The organism is Paenibacillus sp. FSL M7-0134, from assembly GCF_038007865.1.
GTDB lineage: Bacteria > Bacillota > Bacilli > Paenibacillales > Paenibacillaceae > Paenibacillus > Paenibacillus polymyxa_B.
Genome location: NZ_JBBOXV010000001.1, coordinates 869,284 through 888,107, shown reverse-complemented (window position 1 = coordinate 888,107; position 18,824 = coordinate 869,284). Strand labels below are relative to the sequence as shown.

Below are 18,824 nucleotides of genomic sequence, written 5' to 3'. Positions count from 1 at the left end.
CATGACCTTACATCCTACTTACGCTATAATGAGTAAAAATTATTTATGTGCGCATGCTCATGTTTATGCGTAAGTAGAGAGAATGAGGGGGATATAATGAATTTGAGCAAGGGGCAGAATAGCCTGTCTGATAAAAATGAACGCTTCTCGTCTGCTGGATTCATATTGGCGGCGATCGGGAGTGCGGCAGGACTAGGTAACATATGGAAATTTCCGTATATTACAGGACAATATGGCGGAGCTGCATTTTTCTTATTGTTTATTGTCTGCCTGTTGCTTGTTGGTTTGCCTGTACTTTTAGCAGAGCTTGCGCTTGGTCGTGCAGGTCGAGGAAGTGCTGCTTCTGCAATGGTAAAAGTAGGCGGTCACCCGATTTGGGGCAAGATGAGCATTATGTTTGTTATCGTGCCTTTTGTTATCTTATCGTTCTATGCCATTGTAGGAGGCTGGACACTGCATTATGCCGTAGAGGCATTTAGCGGAAATCTGTTTTCAAATAATGATTTTGCTGGACAGTTCGCTTCTTTTTCCTCCGGGTATGCGCCGTTGGTTTGGTTGTTAGTTGTTTTTGCATTTACAGCAGTCGTGGTTACTCTTGGGGTATCAAACGGGATTGAAAAGTTCAATAAAATTTTGATTCCTGCCAAGGTCATCCTGTTGCTCGTGTTGATGATTAACGCTCTTATGCTGCCAGGCTCTGGTGCGGGCGTATCCTTCTTTCTGAATCCCGACTTCTCTAAGCTAAGTATAGAGTCTGCATTGGTTGCTTTGGGACATGCCTTCTTCTCACTCTCACTGGGGATGGGAATTATGATCACGTACGGTGCGTACGTGGATCGCCGTCAATCGCTGGGTGGAGCCATGCTGGCAGTTGGTGGCGGAGATTTAATCTATGCGTTTATCGCAGGTATGATTATTTTCCCTACAACCTTCTCCTTCGGAATTAACCCAGCTCAAGGACCATCTCTGGTTTTCATTGCTTTACCGGCTGCTTTCTCGGCAATGCCTTTTGGTGCATTCTTCGGCGGTTTGTTCTTTGTACTGCTGGCGGTTGCTGCATTAGGTTCTATGGTATCCTTGCTGGAAGTTCCAGTAGCCTATGTCATGGAGCGTATGCGTTGGAGCCGGGTTCGCTCTGTTATCGTCGTATCGGTCCTGTGCTTGATGCTGGGCGTCCCTTCTGCATTGTCCATGGGCCTGGTGCCGGAATTAAAAGTGGGGGATAAATCATTCTTTGATTTCGTAGACTTCACCGCTTCCAACATCTTCTTACCGTTAGGCGGTTTGTTGATTGTTATATTCACAGGTTATTACTGGAAGACTGCGGCTGAGCATGCGAACATCAAACCCTTCTGGTTCAACGTGTGGTTATTCGGTCTCCGGTATGTTGCACCGATCCTGATGTTGTTGGTCTTCCTTCATACCTCAGGTATCATCAAATTTTAAGAGCATAGAATACTAATAAAAAGGCATTTTCTTCCTAAGGGAAGAGATGCCTTTTTTTGTATATCTATCAGTGGTTACCTAACTGTGGAAAGGAATGATATAATAAAAACATTGTCATTAATTTTAACTTCATTGAAATCATTACGATTATGAAGTTTTATATAATGAATGAAAAGGCTACAGGGCATCGCACAGACGATGTGCAGGAGAGGGAAAGGGCAGAAGAGCATTGAAACAGACAGGGAGCTTGAATTTGCAAGAAGGACGGCGGCTGAAATGAAGTCTAAACAATTGCCGTCACAACGTCGTTATATGCCAGGTTTGGATGGATTAAGAGCGCTGGCGGTCATCGCAGTCATTGTGTATCATCTGAATCCGGATTGGTTGCCGGGTGGTTTGTTGGGTGTAGGCGTGTTTTTTACTTTGTCGGGGTATCTGATTACAGATATTTTGGTGAGTCAGTGGGATACATATCATAGTTTTAAAATGAAAGATTTCTGGTTGCGTCGTGCCAGAAGGTTGCTGCCTGCCATGTTGACGGTTGTGGCTGTCATTGTCCTGTGCTCGTTGCTTTTCGATCCGTCACGGCTAACGGCCTTGCGCGGAGATGTACCTGCCGCATTGGTGTATATGAGCAATTGGTGGTTTATCTTCCATCAGGTTTCGTATTTTGAAAGTTTCGGCCCACCTTCTCCGCTCGGGCATCTGTGGTCGCTGGCGGTGGAGGAGCAGTTTTATATCTTATGGCCTTTACTGCTGGCGCTTGGGCTAAAATTCATGCCCAAGCGTATTGTGCTCGCAGGCTGGGTGACTTGTCTGGCGTTAATATCTGCACTCCTGATGGCAGTGATTTACGTACCAGGAAGCGACCCGAGCCGGGTGTATTATGGCACGGATACGCGCGGATTTGCTCTGCTGATCGGTGCGGCGCTGGCCTTGGTATGGCCAAGCGGCAAACTGAAAGAGCAAGCTTCTCCTAAGGCGCGTATGCTTCTGGACAGCATCGGTGCAATAAGCTTGCTGCTGCTTTGTCACTGGGCGTGGGCCTCGAATGAATATGACCCATCTCTGTACCGGGGCGGCCTGCTGGGCATAGCTTTGGTCACTGCTATTGTGGTCGCAGCGTTGGCACATCCGGTAAGCCACCTTGGTCGTCTCCTTGGAATCAAGCCGCTACGCTGGATTGGAGCCCGTTCCTATGGACTGTATCTGTGGCATGTTCCGGTTATTACGCTAACGACGCCTCAAGTAGATACCGATGGCGTGCATGTGATGCGTATCATTTTACAATTGCTAGCTACCGTATTGCTGGCGTCTCTCTCATTTAAATATATCGAGGAGCCGATTCGCCGTGGAGGATTCCGCCACTGGATCACAGAAATCCGTTCAGCGGTTCGTAGACAGGCGCGGTGGAGATGGATGCCTACAACTACAGCGGCTGTGCTTTTTGCAGGTATTCTCGTGGGTACCGTCCACCTGTACGTGGCGTCTCCTGACGCAACGATTCAGGCGGCATCAAGTGATGAGAAGCCAGTCGCAAAGGCAAAAGCGATGCCGCCGCTTCACGGAACGGTATCCGTGGCTTCCAAGGAGCCCAAAGCCATCAAGCTGCAAGGGTCCGAGGGCAGCAAGGTGCAGATCCCAGTCCCGTCTCAAGCCCAGACGCCTAAAAACACGGCGGTCCAGGCTGGTACTACGGACGATGTTACGAAACCGTCGGAACCTTCGGACAAACCCAAAAAAGCTACGCCTATTACAGGTGATGGGTCGAGTGTGACCGCCATTGGAGACTCTGTCATGTTGGATGTACAGTCGTACATTCAGGATTCCTTCCCGGGAGCTGTTGTAGATGGACGGATCGGCCGTCAGATGGCGGAGGCGCCTGCCGTACTGGAGCAGCTAAGACAGAACGGACAGCTGGGTAAGACAGTTATTATTGAGCTGGGCACGAACGGCGCTTTCACCAAGGATCAGTTAGCGAATTTGCTGGCCAGTCTGAAGGATACGAAGCATATTATACTCGTGAATACCCGTGTGCCTCGGCCGTGGGAGAGTATTGTGAACAAGCATCTTGCCGAAGCAGCGTTGCAGGACCCGCGAATTACAATGATTGACTGGTATGCAGCTAGCTCTGGTAAAAATTCATATTTCGAGCATGACGGAGTACATTTAAAACCTAGTGGTGCTAAAGCTTATGCGTCCTTGTTGGCTCAGGCCTTAACGAAGCAATCGTAATAAACTGCAATGATACTCATAAATTATGCAAATGCAAGACAAGAAAGCCACCAGGAGTAGGTTGTCCTCTGGTTGAAGTGCATCCCTAAATTTTCATCGGCTAAACCTAAGGGTTTTCCCATGTCCATTCTAAGGTGTGTACATCAACCCTGATCCGGTGGTTTTTCTTATTTTAGTGGGAGGTACATAAGCTAATGGAAAAGGGCTATTCACATAGTAGGACAAGAGAACACCGCTTGAAGAGGAACAGAAAAAGACTAATTTTACTTGCTATTATATTATTTGTGGCAGGCTGTATTACTTTCATTGCGATAAAGGTCTCAGATAACAAAACGCATGCGCCAACACAGGAGCTTGCTAAAAAAACAGATTCCGTATCCAAGGACTCATCAAAAGGTAAAGTAAATGGGGGAGCAAATGGTAAAGCAGTCTCTCCAAAAAGCGACCCCGAAGTAGAAGATGGTGCCTTTGTCGAAAAATATTTAAAACAGCAAATGCTAGGGCAGATGCCCGATGGAGCCGATGGTAAAAAAGTGGCCTACTTATCCTTTGATGATGGTCCATCCGTGACGGTAACACCTAAAATATTAGACATTCTGAAAAAACAGAAGGTCAAGGCAACCTTTTTTATCGTAGGAAAAGAAGCCGATGAAAATGAACATACCAGGAACATTATCAAAAGAATTGTTAAAGAAGGTCATGCGATAGGAAACCACACGTACTCTCATAATTATAAGTATTTATATCCTAACAAGCGGGTAAGCACGGACCATGTTATGCAGGATATTGAGAGGAACAATAAGGTGTTAAAAAGTATTCTGGGGCCAGAGTTCACCACAAGAATGATCCGGTTTCCGGGGGGCCACATGACATGGAATAGCAGAGATCCACAGGGGATGGCTGCTTTGGATAAAGTTTTACATCAAAAGGACTATCATCAGGTAGATTGGAATGTATTAACGAAGGATGCAGAGGGGAAATCCAAGAAGGCACCGGCACTAATCAACCAGTTTATAAGGTCAGTCAAAGGTCGTGAAAAAGCAATCATACTCATGCATGACACCTATGGTAAAGAAGAAACCGCAAAAGCGTTGCCTCAAATTATAGAATTCCTAAAGAAACAGGGATATGAGTTTAAGGTTATGAAGTAGGATATGTTTATATGTAAGAAAAGGACGGGGCTGATGGCCACCGTCCTTTTTGCAATTAAGGTTTATACTTCGCGTGTTTAGATGCGTTCTGCTTCACCCATCGCCTGAATGAAAGCTCCGATACCTTTGGGATCGTTGGTTATAATCGGCTCGCTGATATAGTAAGCGAAGGTGCCATCCCGACGATCTTTACCACCCAAACCGCTTACTTGCACCGTTTTGTTCAGATTCACGAGTCCTTCTTCAGTAATCGTGATAAATTCATCGATAATTCCCTTACGGATAATTTCTGCCTCTTGACGATATTGCTCTGGCAGATAGCCTTTGCGAACGCCCTTGGCAATAGCATAGAGAATCATGCAGGAAGCAGAGGCTTCCAGATAGTTGCCTTTCACATGGCCCAGGTTGAGCACTTGATAAAAGACACCACTTTCTTTATCACGCACTTTCAGCAGGGCTTCCAGTGTTTCCGTCAGCATATCAATCAGGACGGGACGGTCTGCATGATCCTCTGGAATATAGTCCAGCACGTCAACGAGTGCCATAACGAACCAACCCATCGAGCGTCCCCAGAAATTTTTGGAGCAGCCTGTTTCCGGGTTGCACCAATGCTGCTCACCTTTCTCATCCCAGGCATGGTAGAGCAGGCCTGTTTTAGGATCACGTGTATGTTCATAGCAGAGCTTGAATTGCAGGGTCACATCGTCAAACTCTGACGGATCTCCGAATTCACGGATAAATTCAGCGTAGAACGGGGCACCCATGTACAAGCCGTCGAGCCAAATTTGATACGGATAAATTTGCTTATGCCAGAATGCGCCTTCGCTTGTGCGCGGGTGTTTTTCCAGCTGACTGCGTAATTGGTAGGCAGCCTTCTTATATCGTTCATCTCCTGTAGCACGATACAGAGAGAAGAGCAGTTTGCCGTTATTCACATGGTCAATATTGTACTCATCTACTTTATAGCGCTGAATAACGCCATTTTCGTCAACAAAATGATCCATATGTTTCTTTATATATTCCATATACTTGGGATCGCCTGTCAGTTCGCCAACCCATTCCAGACCTCTGTAAATGACGCCGTGGTCATATTCCCATTTTTCGTAAAATTCTGGACTCCGTTGTAGAACGGAATCGCTCATACGTACTGCCCAAGAATCTGTTTTTGTAGGACTGGTTGTTGGTTGTGATGTTGGATTTGCCATGATACAGTCACCTCTTTAGTAAATGTTTAATCTGTATTTGTTATTGTTATTACATAGACGGAGTGTGTGTTTTAGGGTCAACAGGTTTGTTCTTAAAGCCCACATTATTGTTGCCCCAGCACCGATCGTAATGGAAACCTGTCAGTTCCTCGAATACCTTTCGTGCTTCCGGTTTGGCTGATTTCATGGAGCCACCGTTTTTGAGGCGGTCAATTTCGGCGATCAGCTTCTTGTGGCTGTCAATATCCAGCTTCATCACGACAGAAGCAATCATACCGATGATCGCGAGAACGATGGTACCGACCACGAGTACATAAAAGATGGCGTGCTGAGCAGCGACTGGCTGACTATCAGCCCCGGATACAAAGCCAAAATGCTGTAACACCCAGCCGAGAATGAAGACGACAACGGCCCGCACCATTTTTCCGGCAAAAGTCATCATACCTGCATAAATACCTTCCCGGCGACGGCCAGTCAACGCTTCATCCACATCGGCAAGGAACGTGTATTGATTCCAAGGGATGTAGTAGACGCCCCCTGTACCAAGTCCCATGAACAGTGTGATGACATATAGCCATACCATCGTATTAGAGGCTCCCGTTATATAGAGCAGGCCATAACCTGCTACGCTGAAGCAAACGACAACGAGTGCGGCGATAAAAGGCATACGGAACCCTTTACGCACACAGAATTGGATGAAGAAATAGGTAGAAATCAATTGAATGACAGAGTTAAAGCTGTTCAAATTGGATACCATCTCCGAGCTTTGGAACAAGGAGAAGACAATAAAGTACGTAAAAGCAGAAGTAAACAGCCACTCAGCTGAAAAGCCGCCCAGGTACATCCCGAGATGATGACGGAACGTCTTGACTCGGAAGGTAGAGGAAATGTCGACAAACAACTTTTTCATCGAATCTATAAAGGAAAGCGGAGCTTCACCTTCCAGTTCCTTTTGCAGTTCCTCACTTGGACGTTCCCAGGAGTTTTTATACAAGAATGCCATCGCAATCAGCAGAATAGCTGCAAAAACGAGACCGGTATAAAAGAAAGGCAATGGAGAGTCTTTGCCATACTCAGCAATAAAACGACCAGGGATAAAAGCAGCCGCAAAATTGGCGATTTTGCCAAACATGGCCTTCCATCCGGTCAATCTGGAGCGTGCGCCGAAATCTCGGGTCATCTCTGACGCTAGTGCTTCATACGGCACCATGACAGAGGTATACACCAGTTCAAACAGTACGTACGTACTCAGGTAATACCAGAAGCCCAACCCATCTACCCAAAGCATCGGATACACGAGCATCAGCGGGATACCCATCATGATGAAAAAGCGTCGTCTGCCGAATTTACGGCCCAAGCGGGTCCGGTGAAAGTTATCGCTGATAAAGCCCATGATCGGATTGCTGACTGCATCTATGATGCTGGCAACAGAGAAAATGGCCGCGGCCTGAACGGGAGACAGTCCGCAAAAGGTTGTATAAAAGTACATTAACCACGCACCGCTAATAGCAAGTGCGCCACTTCCCAGCATGTTACCGCTTCCATAGGCGAGTGTATGTTTCAGTGTGATTCTTCGTTCCATGATCTGTTCACCTCATATTTTGTCTGGTTATGAGGACAATCACCGGTCGCTATATTATGCAGAATTGTCTAAGTTGGTAGATGGGCCAGGGCGTCCTGAGTTGGAAGGGGCGTTTAGCGTGCCCCTATATTAGTGCCGCTCGGTGTTCCCGAGCCGATCAGATCGCTTCCTTTGGCCAGCTTAAGGAAATCACCTAGCTGGATGGAACCGTCTGCACTTCGAGTGATAGCAGGCGTGAGACTAACAAAGTCGTCTGCACTGACTACCAGACCTTTGGCATTTGTCGATTTTTTGTTTTTCCACCAAACGCTAGAGTTGTCTTGATCTGTACCGCTTGTTTTGTCACTAGCGCTTCCCTCAAAGGAAAGATTGTTTATGAACACGTGATCACCCTTGTCAAAAGCAAAATTACTTTGTCCATTGTCCCACGAAGTATTATTGGTCAACGTAATGCTGCCGGGGTTGCTATTGTAGGTGAAGCCGTGTTTTTTGTTCTGGAAAGCAATACTGTTTTTCACAATATGGTTGACTTTGATTTTGTCTCCACCCAGCTTAAAGCCGTTGCCGTCGCTGTTCGCGGTAGACGTTCCATCTGAGGTCTGCCCGTTGTGGTGGGCCACACTGTTCAAAATGGTTACTTCGCCGATGGGACCCGTTTCGGTTTTGCTATACAAATCCCAGCCATCGTCTACGTTGTACGCAGCCAAGCAGTTATCAAACACATTGCCTGATCCTACAGTTAATTTAGCCGCGAAGCCATCGGCATCCTCACCATTATCGGGATCAGCGTTATCGTGAGAGTAAGAATTCAAAATCAAATTGTTCGAAGGCCACTCACTAGTGGAAGCGTTAGGCGAGTAACGTCCAAGCTGGAGTCCAGTATCCCGGTTGTGGTGGGTTTCCACGTTTTCGATTCGGTTATTGCTGCCGCCGATATAGATACCATTATCTCCGGCACCCTTTACTTCAAGGCCCTTTACTAGCCAAAAGTCTCCGTTAAGCTGAAGTCCACGATTGGCTGAACCAAAGGCTTGAGCAGAGAAATCAAGTACCGGCTTTTCACTACCGTAAGCGACCAACCCTTTGAGTGAGCCGTTATTGCCGCTGTTTTCACGCTGAATTGTAATCGTTGAGGAGTAAGTGTAGTTACCACCGCGCAGATAAATAGTTTTACCAGGAGCAATTTGTGTAAGTGCTGCTTCGAGCGTGGTAGGACTGGATATTGTACCCGGATTGGACACGTTACCATTTGGCGACACATACAAATCTCCTGCCGCTAACGTTGTGGAGACAGCTGTTGCGTCGGTTGTACTAACTGCCTCTTCTGTGAGTGCAGAAGAAGGGATGTCGTTGGATGACGTATCTGCGTAAGCGGTTCCAATAAGACAAGAAGAAGCGAAAACAAAAGAAACACCGAGCCTTAGAGCGTTAAATCCGTTTTTTGGACGATCATTTCGTTTAAACATGTAATTTCCTCCTTATTTGAGCTCATATTTTAAAAGAAGATAGCATCTATAAAAGTGACTCATGCTGTCTTTCCACTAAAAACAGGACACCTCCTGGGGGGACAGATTGATCTACCATTAGTCCAAAACGCTCTAAGAAGTATATGCACAGTGTAATATATGTTAACGTTTGCATCAACAGTTTTTTACTGTTTTTTTGATATTGTGAAAAAAAGTTCACACTTTTGTTTCAACTAAAAATGCAATTTTGCCAGACTGGGAAAATTTGATTATACTTAAACATTATACATATAATAGGAATGAAAACTGTGAGAAAGGGTGGGTTTAGTGCATGGAGAGTGGAAATCATTTGACGGATTCAACTGTCGAACAATTGCAGGAAAAGCAGCCACGAGTGAAAAATGAGATGATCGATTGGCTTAAAGCCATTATTGTAGCCATTGTGCTCGTGTTCATTATACGTTGGCTATTATTTGCGCCATTTATTGTTGAGGGAGCGTCCATGGAACCGAATTTCAAGACAGATGAACGAGTGGTCGTGAACAAGATGATTTATGATTTTCGTGATCCCAAGCCGAGTGAGGTTGTTGTATTCCATGTGAAAAAGGAACAAAAAGACTTTATTAAGCGTGTTATCGGAGTGGCTGGGGATACGATTCAGTATCAAGGCGATCATCTTTATGTGAACGGTAAGAAAGTAGAGGAGCCATACATTCAGGGAGCTATTCAGAATGCGCACGCCAAGGGAGAACTATATAACAATGTTGATTTTCCAAATGGAACCATAACCGATTCCAAGGTACCTGAGGGTTATATTTTTGTGATGGGCGACCACCGCAATAATAGTAGGGATAGTCGTGCTATTGGCTTTGTTTCTATTAAAGATATCGTTGGCCGTGCGGATGTGATTTTTTGGCCGGTGGATAGCTCGCAATGGGTTAAGCATAAATAATATAAGAGCGCCTAAGAGGGGAGATTCCTCACTTAAGGCGCTTTTATTTTATAACCTCATTATATTTTTTTCGTAAACGGGTCAGGCAGCTTGCGCCAATCCTGCTCCATTTCTTCAGGGGTCAGCAGTGTCTCATCCAGAGTGCGCTCGATTTCTTCCCGGTTCATATCGATACCAATAAATACGAGTTTGGTCACCCGGTCACCATACTTTTCGTCCCAGTCAGGTGTCTTTTCGAAATCTTCGCCAAGATAGTATTCGCGTTCTTCTTCAGTCAAAGCAGATACCCACAGTCCTGCGCGTGCGAATTGTTTGGAGCTACCCGCCTGACTGAATGTAAAAGCAGTGCGGTTCTGCGTGGCGAGCCACACCAATCCCTTGGAACGTACAACCTCAGCAGGCCATTGAGCCAGCCATTTCAACAAACGTTCGGGATGAAATGGGATTTTGCGCTTGTACACAAACGAAGCAATGCCATATTCTTCTGTCTCCGGTACGTGCTCTTCTTTGTTCATTTCCTGTATCCAGCCTGCCGCCTGACTAGCTGTTTCAAAATCGAAGCGATGCGTGTTCAAAATCTCTTTTGGGTCCACCTTACCGTACTCGGAACGGATGATTTTGGCGTTTGGTTGAATGCCGCGTAACGCTTTTTCCAATCGTTCCAGCTCCTCTGGGGATACCAGATCGCATTTGTTAATGATCAGCACATCACAAAATTCCACCTGTTCTATGAGCAGATCAACGATGCCGCGTGCATCCTCTTCTGCCACTTCCTGTCCGCGATCCCTGAGGGAGTCCCTAGAGTAGAAGTCTTTCCAAAATTCCGGTGCATTCACGACGGTGACCATAGTATCCAGTCGGGTCAGCTTGGTCAAATCAATTCCATTTTCCTCATCTACATAACTGAAGGTCTGGGCTACCGGAATGGGCTCACCTATACCCGTGGACTCGATAAGGATATAGTCAAACCTTTTGTCGAGTGCCAGTCGTTCTACCTCTTTTAATAAATCTTCCCGCAGGGTACAGCAGATGCAACCGTTGGACATTTCCACCAGCTTCTCATCCACACGAGATAATCCTCCACCGTCACGAACGAGATCAGCATCAATGTTTACCTCACTCATATCATTGACAATGACGGCTACCCGCAAGCCTTCCCGGTTATTCAGCACATGGTTCAGCAGTGTGGTTTTGCCGGAGCCGAGGTACCCGCTTAGTACCGTGACCGGTATTTTCTTTTCCAATTCCATAGCGTTTGCCAACGTAATCACTCTTCCCTTCGAAAGTATCATGAAATGTCGAATGTGGTGTAGTGGTTATCATGCGAGATAGGAAAGCAGACGTGCTTTCTTTGTCTTTCTTTAATCGTAATAATTACGAATAGTAAAATTAGTAAATCATTATTAAGAGGAATTGTCAAGGAAGGTAAGATCACCTGATAAGAACTGTATTAATTTTCAAATCGATAAATAATTAAAATTTTAGGTAATTTGTACGATAAAATAAGTATCCATGATGGAACAGATTCGGCTTAAGTTGTATAGAGTTGTGACGGCATGGCGTCAGATTAGAGAGGACGTATCCAATACATGCGGACAATAGGAATAGGCACAAAAATTAGTGGTATGGTGATCGGCATTTTGATAGTGTTGTCTGTCGTGATCGCTTATGTGGCTACTAGCCGAATGCAGGAGGGTATTGAGGCTTTTGCTACCGAAAAGGCTAAAAATGACTTGAATATGGCAACCCGCCTGGTGGACTACAAATATAGCGGGGCATGGAAGATCAAGGACGGGCAATTATATAAGGGGAGCCAACGGATTAACAATAATGAGGAAATCGTCGATGAAATTGGCGAGGCAACAGGCGATACAGTGACTTTCTTTCAAGGGGAGCAACGGGTAGCGACGAATGTCATGCTGGAGGGCAAACGCGCTGTAGGCACGAAAGTATGGGAGAAGGTGGCTACCGTTGTCTTAAAGCAGGGTCAGCCCTATTATGGTCAAGCGGTAGTAGTTGGCAAAACGTATCAAGCTGCGTACACACCCATCCGCAGTGCGGACGGTGCTGTGATTGGCATTCTGTATGTAGGTGCATCGCAATCGATCATTGACGGGATCATTAGCGGGTTTATCCGCCAGTTTATGATTGTAATTGTAATTGCTATTGCGGTGTCGCTAGCCGTGATTCTCTGGTACATGAGCAGGGTAAACCGCAGGCTGGGCCGTGTAGGCCAAGCGCTCGCCAAGGCAGGTCAGGGAGATTTTACTTCTGTCCTGCTTGACCGGAGTGGAGATGAGCTTGGGCGGCTGAGTGTCAACTATAATGAAATGCGAGAAAATTTGAGCATTTTGATTTCCGAGGGCATGCATGCTTGTGGAGCGGTAGCCGATTCAACGGGGCGGCTTGCCGTCATTGCTGAAGCATCGACCAGGCAGGCCAATAGGATTGCAGACACCATCCGGCAGGTTGCAGACGGAGCCGGAGCGCAGACCCGAAGCGTGTTGGAAAATCAGACGGCGATGGAAGAGATGGCTCAGGGCATTCAGAATGTCGCGGAAAATGCCTCAGAGATTGCGGAAGCTGCTATCTACTCCAAGCAACAGGCGGAGGCAGGAGCGGAAACGGCGCGCCTCACGGTGGAACAGATGGGGGAGCTGCATTCGTCCATCCAGCATACGGAGGCTCTGATTCAAGCGCTTCACCGTCAATCAGGTGAAATCACCGGAATCATGCGGGTTATTCAGGAAATATCTGAACAGACGGGACTGCTGGCGCTGAATGCCTCTATTGAAGCTGCTCGCGCAGGTGAGCAGGGACGAGGATTCGAGGTTGTAGCATCCGAGGTGCGGAAGCTAGCAGATCAATCGGGAATAGCCTCCCGCCAAGTGGCGCAGCTTATCCAAAACATTGATGGAGATGTACAGCGCTCGGCAGAAGCGATTGGACATGTGGTAACGCATGTGGACAGCGGGCTGCGGATGATGAACAAGACACATGACAGCTTCGAACATATCGTAGAAAGAAGCACTCACATTGCGGAACGGATCGAAAGCATGGCAGCAACCGCAGAACAAATGTCAGCAGGTGTGCAGGAAGTTACCGCTTCTGCTACTGAAATTATTGTCATCGCCCGCAGGACGAGCGGCGGCTCACAGGAAGTATCGGTTGCAGCCTCTGACCAGATGGAAGAGATTAACCGTCTAAATACCTGCTCTGCTGACCTACAGCTTGCTATGGAAGAGATGCTGAAAGCGCTAGGCCAGTTTAAGGCTTAATGAATACTGTACAGAAGCCCATGATGGATATCACGAAGACAAGAGGACTTGCGCGAACAACACGCAAGTCCTCTTTTTTTTGCATCTGGCTTCGAATACTTGACTCAGCCTTTGACGGCTCCGGCGACGACGCCTTTGACAATGTATTTTTGCAGAAAAATAAATACGATAATGGAAGGCAGCACAGCCATTACCATCGCGGTCATGGCATATTGCCAGTCTGACGTATACTGTCCAACGAAGGTGTAGGCGGCCAGCGTCAGCGTTTTGGTGCTGGGTGAGCCGTTGACCATGAGAAGCGGAAGCAGAAAATCGTTCCAAATCCACATCACGTCGATAATGACAATGGTGGCGGTGACTGATTTCAGCAAGGGGAAAATCACGGAAAAGAAAAGCCGGAAGCCCGAGGCTCCATCGATTTTGGCGCTTTCGTCAATCTCAGCCGGAATACCTTTCACGAAGCCGTGATAGATAAACACTGCCAGCGGTGCGCCGAAGCCCCAATACAGCAAGCCAAGTCCCCAAGTGCTGTCTGCCAGATTTAAGTCTTTCGCCAGTCGCAAGACAGTGAGCATGATGGACTGAAACGGGATCAGCATCGGCATAATGCACAGCATGTAAATCACGGAGCTCCATTTGCTTTTGGTTCTTGCCAGCTTGTAGGCCGCGATGGAAGATATCAGCACGATACCTGCCAGGCCGACGACGGTAATAATGGTGTTATTGAGAAATAGGCGTGGATAGTCGATGAATTTCCATACATATACGTAATTATCCAGCGAAAGCTGCTTGGGCAGCGCAATGACGTCGGTCATGACCTCAGCGAAGCTTTTGAACGAATTGTTAATGGCGAGAAACAGCGGGTACAAAAATAACAGTGATAATACAATCATGCCCGCTTCTAGCAAAATACGTCCCGTACGGCTGCGTTGCATCAGGCTTCAACCTCCCTGCGTTTGAAAATAGACAATTGAATAATCGTAATGATCAGGACTGCAACGAATAAAATCAATGCTTTGGCTGTTCCGTAGCCATACAGATTGTTCTGGAATGTGTCCCGGTAAATATCATACGCAATGCTGTATGTCGTACCTCCCGGTCCACCGCCGGTCAGAGATAAAATGACGTCAAACACTTTGATCGAGTTGGTCAGTGCCATGAAGACTGAGATCGTAATGGAAGGTGCGAGCATCGGTAGAATAATACTGAAAAATCTCCGAATCGGCCCCGCGCCATCAACAATGGCAGCTTCTTTTAGATCCTCTGGCACAGATTGTAAGCCTGCAATATAAATGACCATGTAAAAGCCAATGGATTGCCAGATTGATACCGCCAAAATGGAAACAAACGCGAGCCCTTCCTCACCCAGCCAGCTCAGCTGGAAGATACCCCAGCCTGTACTGTGTCCCAGTGACTCAAAGCCTTGCATGAAGATGAATTTCCATATAAAGCCGACAATCACGAGACTGAGGATATACGGGATAAAGAAGGCCGCCCGCAGCCAAGCCGAGCTTTTCAGCTTCATATCGAGAACGAGCGCCAGCAAAATGGCCAGCACATTCACCAATACAATGTACAGGATGGCATACTTGACGGTAAACCAGGCTGCATGTGCAAAATTGGCGTCCCCAAGCAGGATTTGCTTGAAGTTATCCAAACCTACAAATTTCGGATGTTTGGATATGCCGTTCCACTTGGTCAGGGAATAGCGTATCGTCATCAAAAACGGAATATAAAATGCAATCGTAATGCACAAGATTACGGGCAGTGTGAATAAACCGAATTCCAGTTTACTACCCTTGTCGCCCCAGGTTCCCCTTTTTTTCAGCATAACGCACCTCTTTTTCTCAACATTTTCCGCTCTTTCGCTCCAAGCTGTTTAAGATATAATGAAAGTATAGGATAGCCCCTAGGGCCGGACCAATGGATTTAAGAAAACAGTTGAGGGTAAAAATGTGTACGCTTTCAAAAGGGGCGGTTATCATGATGTCAGAGCGCGTAGGAACGATTCTTCGCTCCATGTGGAGGAGGATCACGCAAAAATTAGTGAACAAACTCATTCTTCTTTTTACCTCGGTGATTATTCTGGTGGTGGGCTCACTTACAATTATTTCCTATCAGATGATTGAAAAGGAGTCGGTTAACCATAGCATCGCCAGCACGACCAATAATCTGCTGCTGGTCAATCAGAATTTGGAGGATTACTTGGAGGGAATGCAGCAGTTGGCTCTTCCACAGCTACGTTATAACGATATCATGAACGCGATTGCCAATGAGAACCGGGACTATGCTTCGCGAATGGTCATTGAAGATTACTTGCGCAGCATGTTTTATTCACGTAATGATCTGGAAGCGATCTATCTGTACGTGGCGGACCGACATCAATACTATGTGGTTACCAGGGAGACGTACAACATTACGGTGCGCAAAGGAATAAACACGGATATTCCCAAGCTTCCTTGGTATAAAGAGGCGATGGCTAGTACCACGAACGAATCATTTCAATCCTTTGTAGGGTCCCGTTCTGATATGGGCTATGTGGCGCCACAAGCCAGCTTTATGGCATACCATCGAGTGCTGAGGTCGATTGCATCCCGTCACCCGCAGGCGGTGCTGTCCTTTTATTACAATACGAGCGCCGTGGATGAAATCATGCAGAACATCCCACTGGGCAAAGGGGACCAATTGATGCTAATGAGCCCTAAAGGGGTTCCCTTTTATGTGAATAGCTTTCCGCTATATGAGCGGATGCGTGATTCCGGAGTGTTGGCACAGATCGGCAAGGGAGGAAGCGGGCGAGTAACGTGGTCAGATAGCAGTGGCAATCAGGAGTATTTGGTCGTCTATGATGCCGGTGAAAAAGATGGGTGGCAGCTCATCAAGCCCATCCCATACCGCCAGATTTATGAAGCAGCTACGACAACACGGAATTGGAGCTATGCCATCGGGGCTTTATTTTTAGGTGTGTCTATTATATTAGTGACACTGACCTCGAACGCCATTACCCGACCTTTACATAAGCTGTCCACCCAGATGAAGCGGTTTAGCACCGGAGATTTTGGAGCAACAGCTCCTGTGAAGGGACATGACGAGATTGCATATTTGTCGCTGCATTTTAACGAAATGGTCCAAAGAACCGAAGAACTTATTAATGAGCGCTATCGCATGAAGCTGGTCGAAAAGAATGCCATACTCAAGGCGTTGGAGGCTGAAATTAATCCTCATTTTCTGTACAATGCCCTGCAAGCCATATCCACACAGGCATTAAAGCGGGAGATGTTCGACATGGCGGATATGGTGGATGCATTGGCCCAAACGTTGCGGTATTCCATCAACGGCAAGGATATCGTAGTTGCCCGCGAAGAGCTCAAGCACATTGAACGGTATATAGGACTGCAAAAAGCAAGGTTCGGGGCGAGACTGCGGGTCGAAGTGGTATGGGAGGAAACGCTGATGGAGTTGCCGATCCCGAGATTATCTGTGCAGACGTTGGTGGAAAACGCTATCAAGCATGCGTTGGAAAAAGTATCAAGCGATATTCTGATCGTCATTTCAGCCGAATCGAGTTCTACAAATGCCACAATTGCAGTCAGGGACAACGGACCTGGAATTTCAGAGGACAAGCTGAGAATGGTGCTGGATTCATTCCATGAAAAATGGGAAGAACGGGAGAGCGAGCATATTGGTTTGAAAAATCTGAACACACGGCTGAAGCTTTTGTACGGAGATCAGGCAGGATTATTCATACTTACGGATGAAACGGGAACGGAAATGAGAATGCAAATTCCCCGGGGAGGAAGTAGTCATGTATAACGTATTGATTATTGACGATGAAGAGCCGTTGCGCGAAGCCATTCGTATTATCGGGGACTGGGACCGTCTGGGCATCGAACATATTTATGAGGCGACGAATGGAAGGTTGGGACTGGAGCTGTTGGGTCAGCACCATATAGATGTGGTGATGGTCGATATGAAAATGCCTGAGCTGAACGGTATCGAATTTCTTCGCGCGATCGAAAAGGCATATCCCCATCTGCTGACGATTGTCATTAGCGGCTACAACGACTTTGAATTTACACGGCAGGCGATACAATCCCGGGTGGTGGACTATCTGCTCAAACCTATCAATCGTCAGGATCTGAACCAGGCACTGCGCAAAGCAGTGGACATTCTGGAAAGTCGAGAGCAAAGCAAAAACAAGTTCATTAGCCAGAACATTACGCTGAATATGTCACTGCCGAAGCTGAAAGAGAAGCTATATTTGTCCATTTTGGACGGTAGCTTTAAAAGGCAGGCCAATACGGCGTTGCTCCCATTGATCGGAGCGGATCAGAAGGGGAATCGCTTTGGGGTGATCGTGCTGCGGCTGCTGAACAGGGATGAGATTCGCAGGACGCGTTTTCATGGCGATGCCGATCTGATGGATTTTGCCGTGACCAATGTGTTAGCTCAGACGTCAGATGAACGGTTGAGTTGTTTTAGCTTCTCCCATCCGCGACGGGAGCGTGAGGTCGTTTCGATCTGTACCCTGGCCCCAGGACAAGAAGAACATATGGCCTTACTATTGGCACAAGTGACACAGAAGGCGGTGGCCAACCTGCATGGGCTGTTCAGCATGGTGGTAGTTGCCGGATTGGGTAAGCTCTGCACAGATGTATTGGAGCTAGCGTCTGCTTATATGGATGCCAAGACGCTCATTCACAGCACGGATGTGTTAAAGCTGGAAGGGGAATCCATTCTTCATACAGTGCCACGGCAAATGGGTACGTTAGAGGAAATGTCATGGACGGAGCGACTGTTGTCGATCCAAAAGGATGCTCAGACAGGTCAGGCGAACCGGGCAAAGGTACTGCTGGGCGATCTGCTGAAACAATTGGCATCAGGCCCTATTTTCCGTTTACAGGATGCGGATCGAATGATGAAGGAGTTCCATTTTTTACTGAGAGAAGCTGCGATTGAGTTGGGTGCGTCTACGTCAGCGTTGAATCAAGATGGAGCTTTGGAAGATCTGGAGCAAGTGGGGGAAAGCGATTTGTCTGCTGATTTTACGAGCTTTGTCCACTACGGTCAGAGATTGAATCGGATGCTGGAGCTTTACATTGCTGGGGTCCAACATGCTCAAGCGGGGAACCAGCCCTTTGACATAACGGACATCAAAAGGCACATCGACCGTTATTATTTTGAGGATATCAAAATTTCGTTTTTTGCCGAAACCTATTTTTTGAGTCGGGAATACCTGATGAAGCTGTTCAAGCAGCAGTTTGGTTACGGTATTCACGAATATGTGCAGAAGGTTAGAATGGACAAGGCGAAGGAGCTGCTGGGTGATTCTAGCCTGAAAATACAGGAAATCTCGGATATGCTTGGCTACAAAGATAAAAATTATTTCAGTAAGGCTTTTCGTAATTATTATCAGGTGTCACCGTCTGAGTATCGGGTGAGCCTGCAATAAACCACTTTTTTACCCTTAACGCTTCACTAATCTGCCTTTTTAAATTGGAGTATATTT

Annotated in this window: 13 protein-coding genes; 7 read left to right on the top strand and 6 right to left on the bottom strand. The window is 46.9% G+C overall.

Features of this window, described 5'->3' with window-relative positions; genetic code table 11:
- The first annotated feature begins 96 nt into the window (after positions 1-96).
- The 3 genes from NSQ58_RS03810 (at position 97) to NSQ58_RS03800 (ending at position 4,832) form a co-directional block, all read left to right on the top strand.
- Entirely contained in the window at positions 97-1,446 is a 1,350-nt protein-coding gene (locus tag NSQ58_RS03810) for a sodium-dependent transporter (protein ID WP_013312591.1), read from the top strand.
- 276 nt (positions 1,447-1,722) lie between these two features.
- Entirely contained in the window at positions 1,723-3,681 is a 1,959-nt protein-coding gene (locus NSQ58_RS03805) for an acyltransferase family protein (RefSeq protein ID WP_023990954.1), read from the top strand.
- A 194-nt stretch (positions 3,682-3,875) separates the two neighbouring features.
- Positions 3,876-4,832 carry a polysaccharide deacetylase family protein gene (locus NSQ58_RS03800; RefSeq protein ID WP_028540861.1) on the top strand — a complete coding sequence of 319 codons (957 nt, stop codon included), beginning with the start codon at positions 3,876-3,878 and terminating at the stop codon, positions 4,830-4,832.
- Positions 4,833-4,909: 77 nt separating this feature from the next.
- Here NSQ58_RS03800 and NSQ58_RS03795 read toward each other — a convergent pair whose 3' ends face one another.
- The 3 genes from NSQ58_RS03795 to NSQ58_RS03785 all read right to left on the bottom strand — a co-directional run bounded on the left by NSQ58_RS03795 (position 4,910) and on the right by NSQ58_RS03785 (position 9,085).
- Positions 4,910-6,037 (bottom strand): glycoside hydrolase family 88/105 protein, encoded by a 1,128-nt coding sequence (locus tag NSQ58_RS03795; protein WP_023990952.1) that lies wholly within the window; start codon positions 6,035-6,037, stop codon positions 4,910-4,912.
- 49 nt (positions 6,038-6,086) lie between these two features.
- The gene (locus NSQ58_RS03790) at positions 6,087-7,619 is read right to left on the bottom strand and encodes an MFS transporter (protein ID WP_013312587.1); all 1,533 of its coding nucleotides are present in this window, start codon (positions 7,617-7,619) and stop codon (positions 6,087-6,089) included.
- A gap of 113 nt (positions 7,620-7,732) precedes the next feature.
- Positions 7,733-9,085: a right-handed parallel beta-helix repeat-containing protein gene (locus tag NSQ58_RS03785; RefSeq protein ID WP_341056926.1), complete on the bottom strand. Its 1,353-nt coding sequence runs from the start codon at positions 9,083-9,085 to the stop codon at positions 7,733-7,735.
- 331 nt (positions 9,086-9,416) lie between these two features.
- On the opposite strand from NSQ58_RS03785, the gene lepB reads away from it, so the two are divergent.
- Positions 9,417-10,037, top strand: a complete 621-nt coding sequence (gene lepB / locus NSQ58_RS03780) for a signal peptidase I (RefSeq protein ID WP_341056925.1) — start codon at positions 9,417-9,419, stop codon at positions 10,035-10,037.
- 59 nt (positions 10,038-10,096) lie between these two features.
- Here the strand turns inward: lepB and NSQ58_RS03775 are convergent, their stop codons facing one another.
- Positions 10,097-11,299, bottom strand: a complete 1,203-nt coding sequence (locus NSQ58_RS03775) for a GTP-binding protein (RefSeq protein ID WP_081047510.1) — start codon at positions 11,297-11,299, stop codon at positions 10,097-10,099.
- A 327-nt stretch (positions 11,300-11,626) separates the two neighbouring features.
- On the opposite strand from NSQ58_RS03775, the gene NSQ58_RS03770 reads away from it, so the two are divergent.
- Positions 11,627-13,315: a methyl-accepting chemotaxis protein gene (locus NSQ58_RS03770; protein ID WP_071558052.1), complete on the top strand. Its 1,689-nt coding sequence runs from the start codon at positions 11,627-11,629 to the stop codon at positions 13,313-13,315.
- A 104-nt stretch (positions 13,316-13,419) separates the two neighbouring features.
- Here the strand turns inward: NSQ58_RS03770 and NSQ58_RS03765 are convergent, their stop codons facing one another.
- Together NSQ58_RS03765 and NSQ58_RS03760 are read right to left on the bottom strand one after the other, a co-directional pair.
- The gene (locus NSQ58_RS03765) at positions 13,420-14,250 is read right to left on the bottom strand and encodes a carbohydrate ABC transporter permease (RefSeq protein WP_013312583.1); all 831 of its coding nucleotides are present in this window, start codon (positions 14,248-14,250) and stop codon (positions 13,420-13,422) included.
- Positions 14,250-15,146, bottom strand: coding sequence for a carbohydrate ABC transporter permease (locus NSQ58_RS03760; protein ID WP_013312582.1), 897 nt, complete (start codon positions 15,144-15,146; stop codon positions 14,250-14,252). The genes NSQ58_RS03765 and NSQ58_RS03760 overlap by 1 nt, the downstream gene beginning before the upstream one ends.
- Before the next feature lie 122 nt (positions 15,147-15,268).
- On the opposite strand from NSQ58_RS03760, the gene NSQ58_RS03755 reads away from it, so the two are divergent.
- Both NSQ58_RS03755 and NSQ58_RS03750 read left to right on the top strand, forming a co-directional pair.
- Positions 15,269-17,128 (top strand): cache domain-containing sensor histidine kinase, encoded by a 1,860-nt coding sequence (locus NSQ58_RS03755; RefSeq protein WP_023990949.1) that lies wholly within the window; start codon positions 15,269-15,271, stop codon positions 17,126-17,128.
- On the top strand, positions 17,121-18,767 hold the full coding sequence (locus tag NSQ58_RS03750; protein WP_264454395.1) for a response regulator transcription factor: 1,647 nt from the start codon (positions 17,121-17,123) through the stop codon (positions 18,765-18,767). Before NSQ58_RS03755 ends, NSQ58_RS03750 begins: the two co-directional genes overlap by 8 nt.
- Positions 18,768-18,824 lie beyond the last annotated feature (57 nt).

What these genes read in the sequence shown, in the direction of transcription:
- NSQ58_RS03790 (WP_013312587.1), bottom strand. Translation starts at nt 7,619, where the DNA reads ATGGAACGAAGAATCACACTGAAACATACACTCGCCTATGGAAGCGGT.
- NSQ58_RS03785 (WP_341056926.1), bottom strand. Translation starts at nt 9,085, where the DNA reads ATGTTTAAACGAAATGATCGTCCAAAAAACGGATTTAACGCTCTAAGG.
- NSQ58_RS03760 (WP_013312582.1), bottom strand. Translation starts at nt 15,146, where the DNA reads ATGCTGAAAAAAAGGGGAACCTGGGGCGACAAGGGTAGTAAACTGGAA.
- NSQ58_RS03800 (WP_028540861.1), top strand. Translation starts at nt 3,876, where the DNA reads ATGGAAAAGGGCTATTCACATAGTAGGACAAGAGAACACCGCTTGAAG.
- lepB (WP_341056925.1), top strand. Translation starts at nt 9,417, where the DNA reads ATGGAGAGTGGAAATCATTTGACGGATTCAACTGTCGAACAATTGCAG.
- NSQ58_RS03755 (WP_023990949.1), top strand. Translation starts at nt 15,269, where the DNA reads ATGTGTACGCTTTCAAAAGGGGCGGTTATCATGATGTCAGAGCGCGTA.
- NSQ58_RS03810 (WP_013312591.1), top strand. Translation starts at nt 97, where the DNA reads ATGAATTTGAGCAAGGGGCAGAATAGCCTGTCTGATAAAAATGAACGC.
- NSQ58_RS03765 (WP_013312583.1), bottom strand. Translation starts at nt 14,250, where the DNA reads ATGCAACGCAGCCGTACGGGACGTATTTTGCTAGAAGCGGGCATGATT.
- NSQ58_RS03805 (WP_023990954.1), top strand. Translation starts at nt 1,723, where the DNA reads ATGAAGTCTAAACAATTGCCGTCACAACGTCGTTATATGCCAGGTTTG.
- NSQ58_RS03750 (WP_264454395.1), top strand. Translation starts at nt 17,121, where the DNA reads ATGTATAACGTATTGATTATTGACGATGAAGAGCCGTTGCGCGAAGCC.
- NSQ58_RS03795 (WP_023990952.1), bottom strand. Translation starts at nt 6,037, where the DNA reads ATGGCAAATCCAACATCACAACCAACAACCAGTCCTACAAAAACAGAT.
- NSQ58_RS03770 (WP_071558052.1), top strand. Translation starts at nt 11,627, where the DNA reads ATGCGGACAATAGGAATAGGCACAAAAATTAGTGGTATGGTGATCGGC.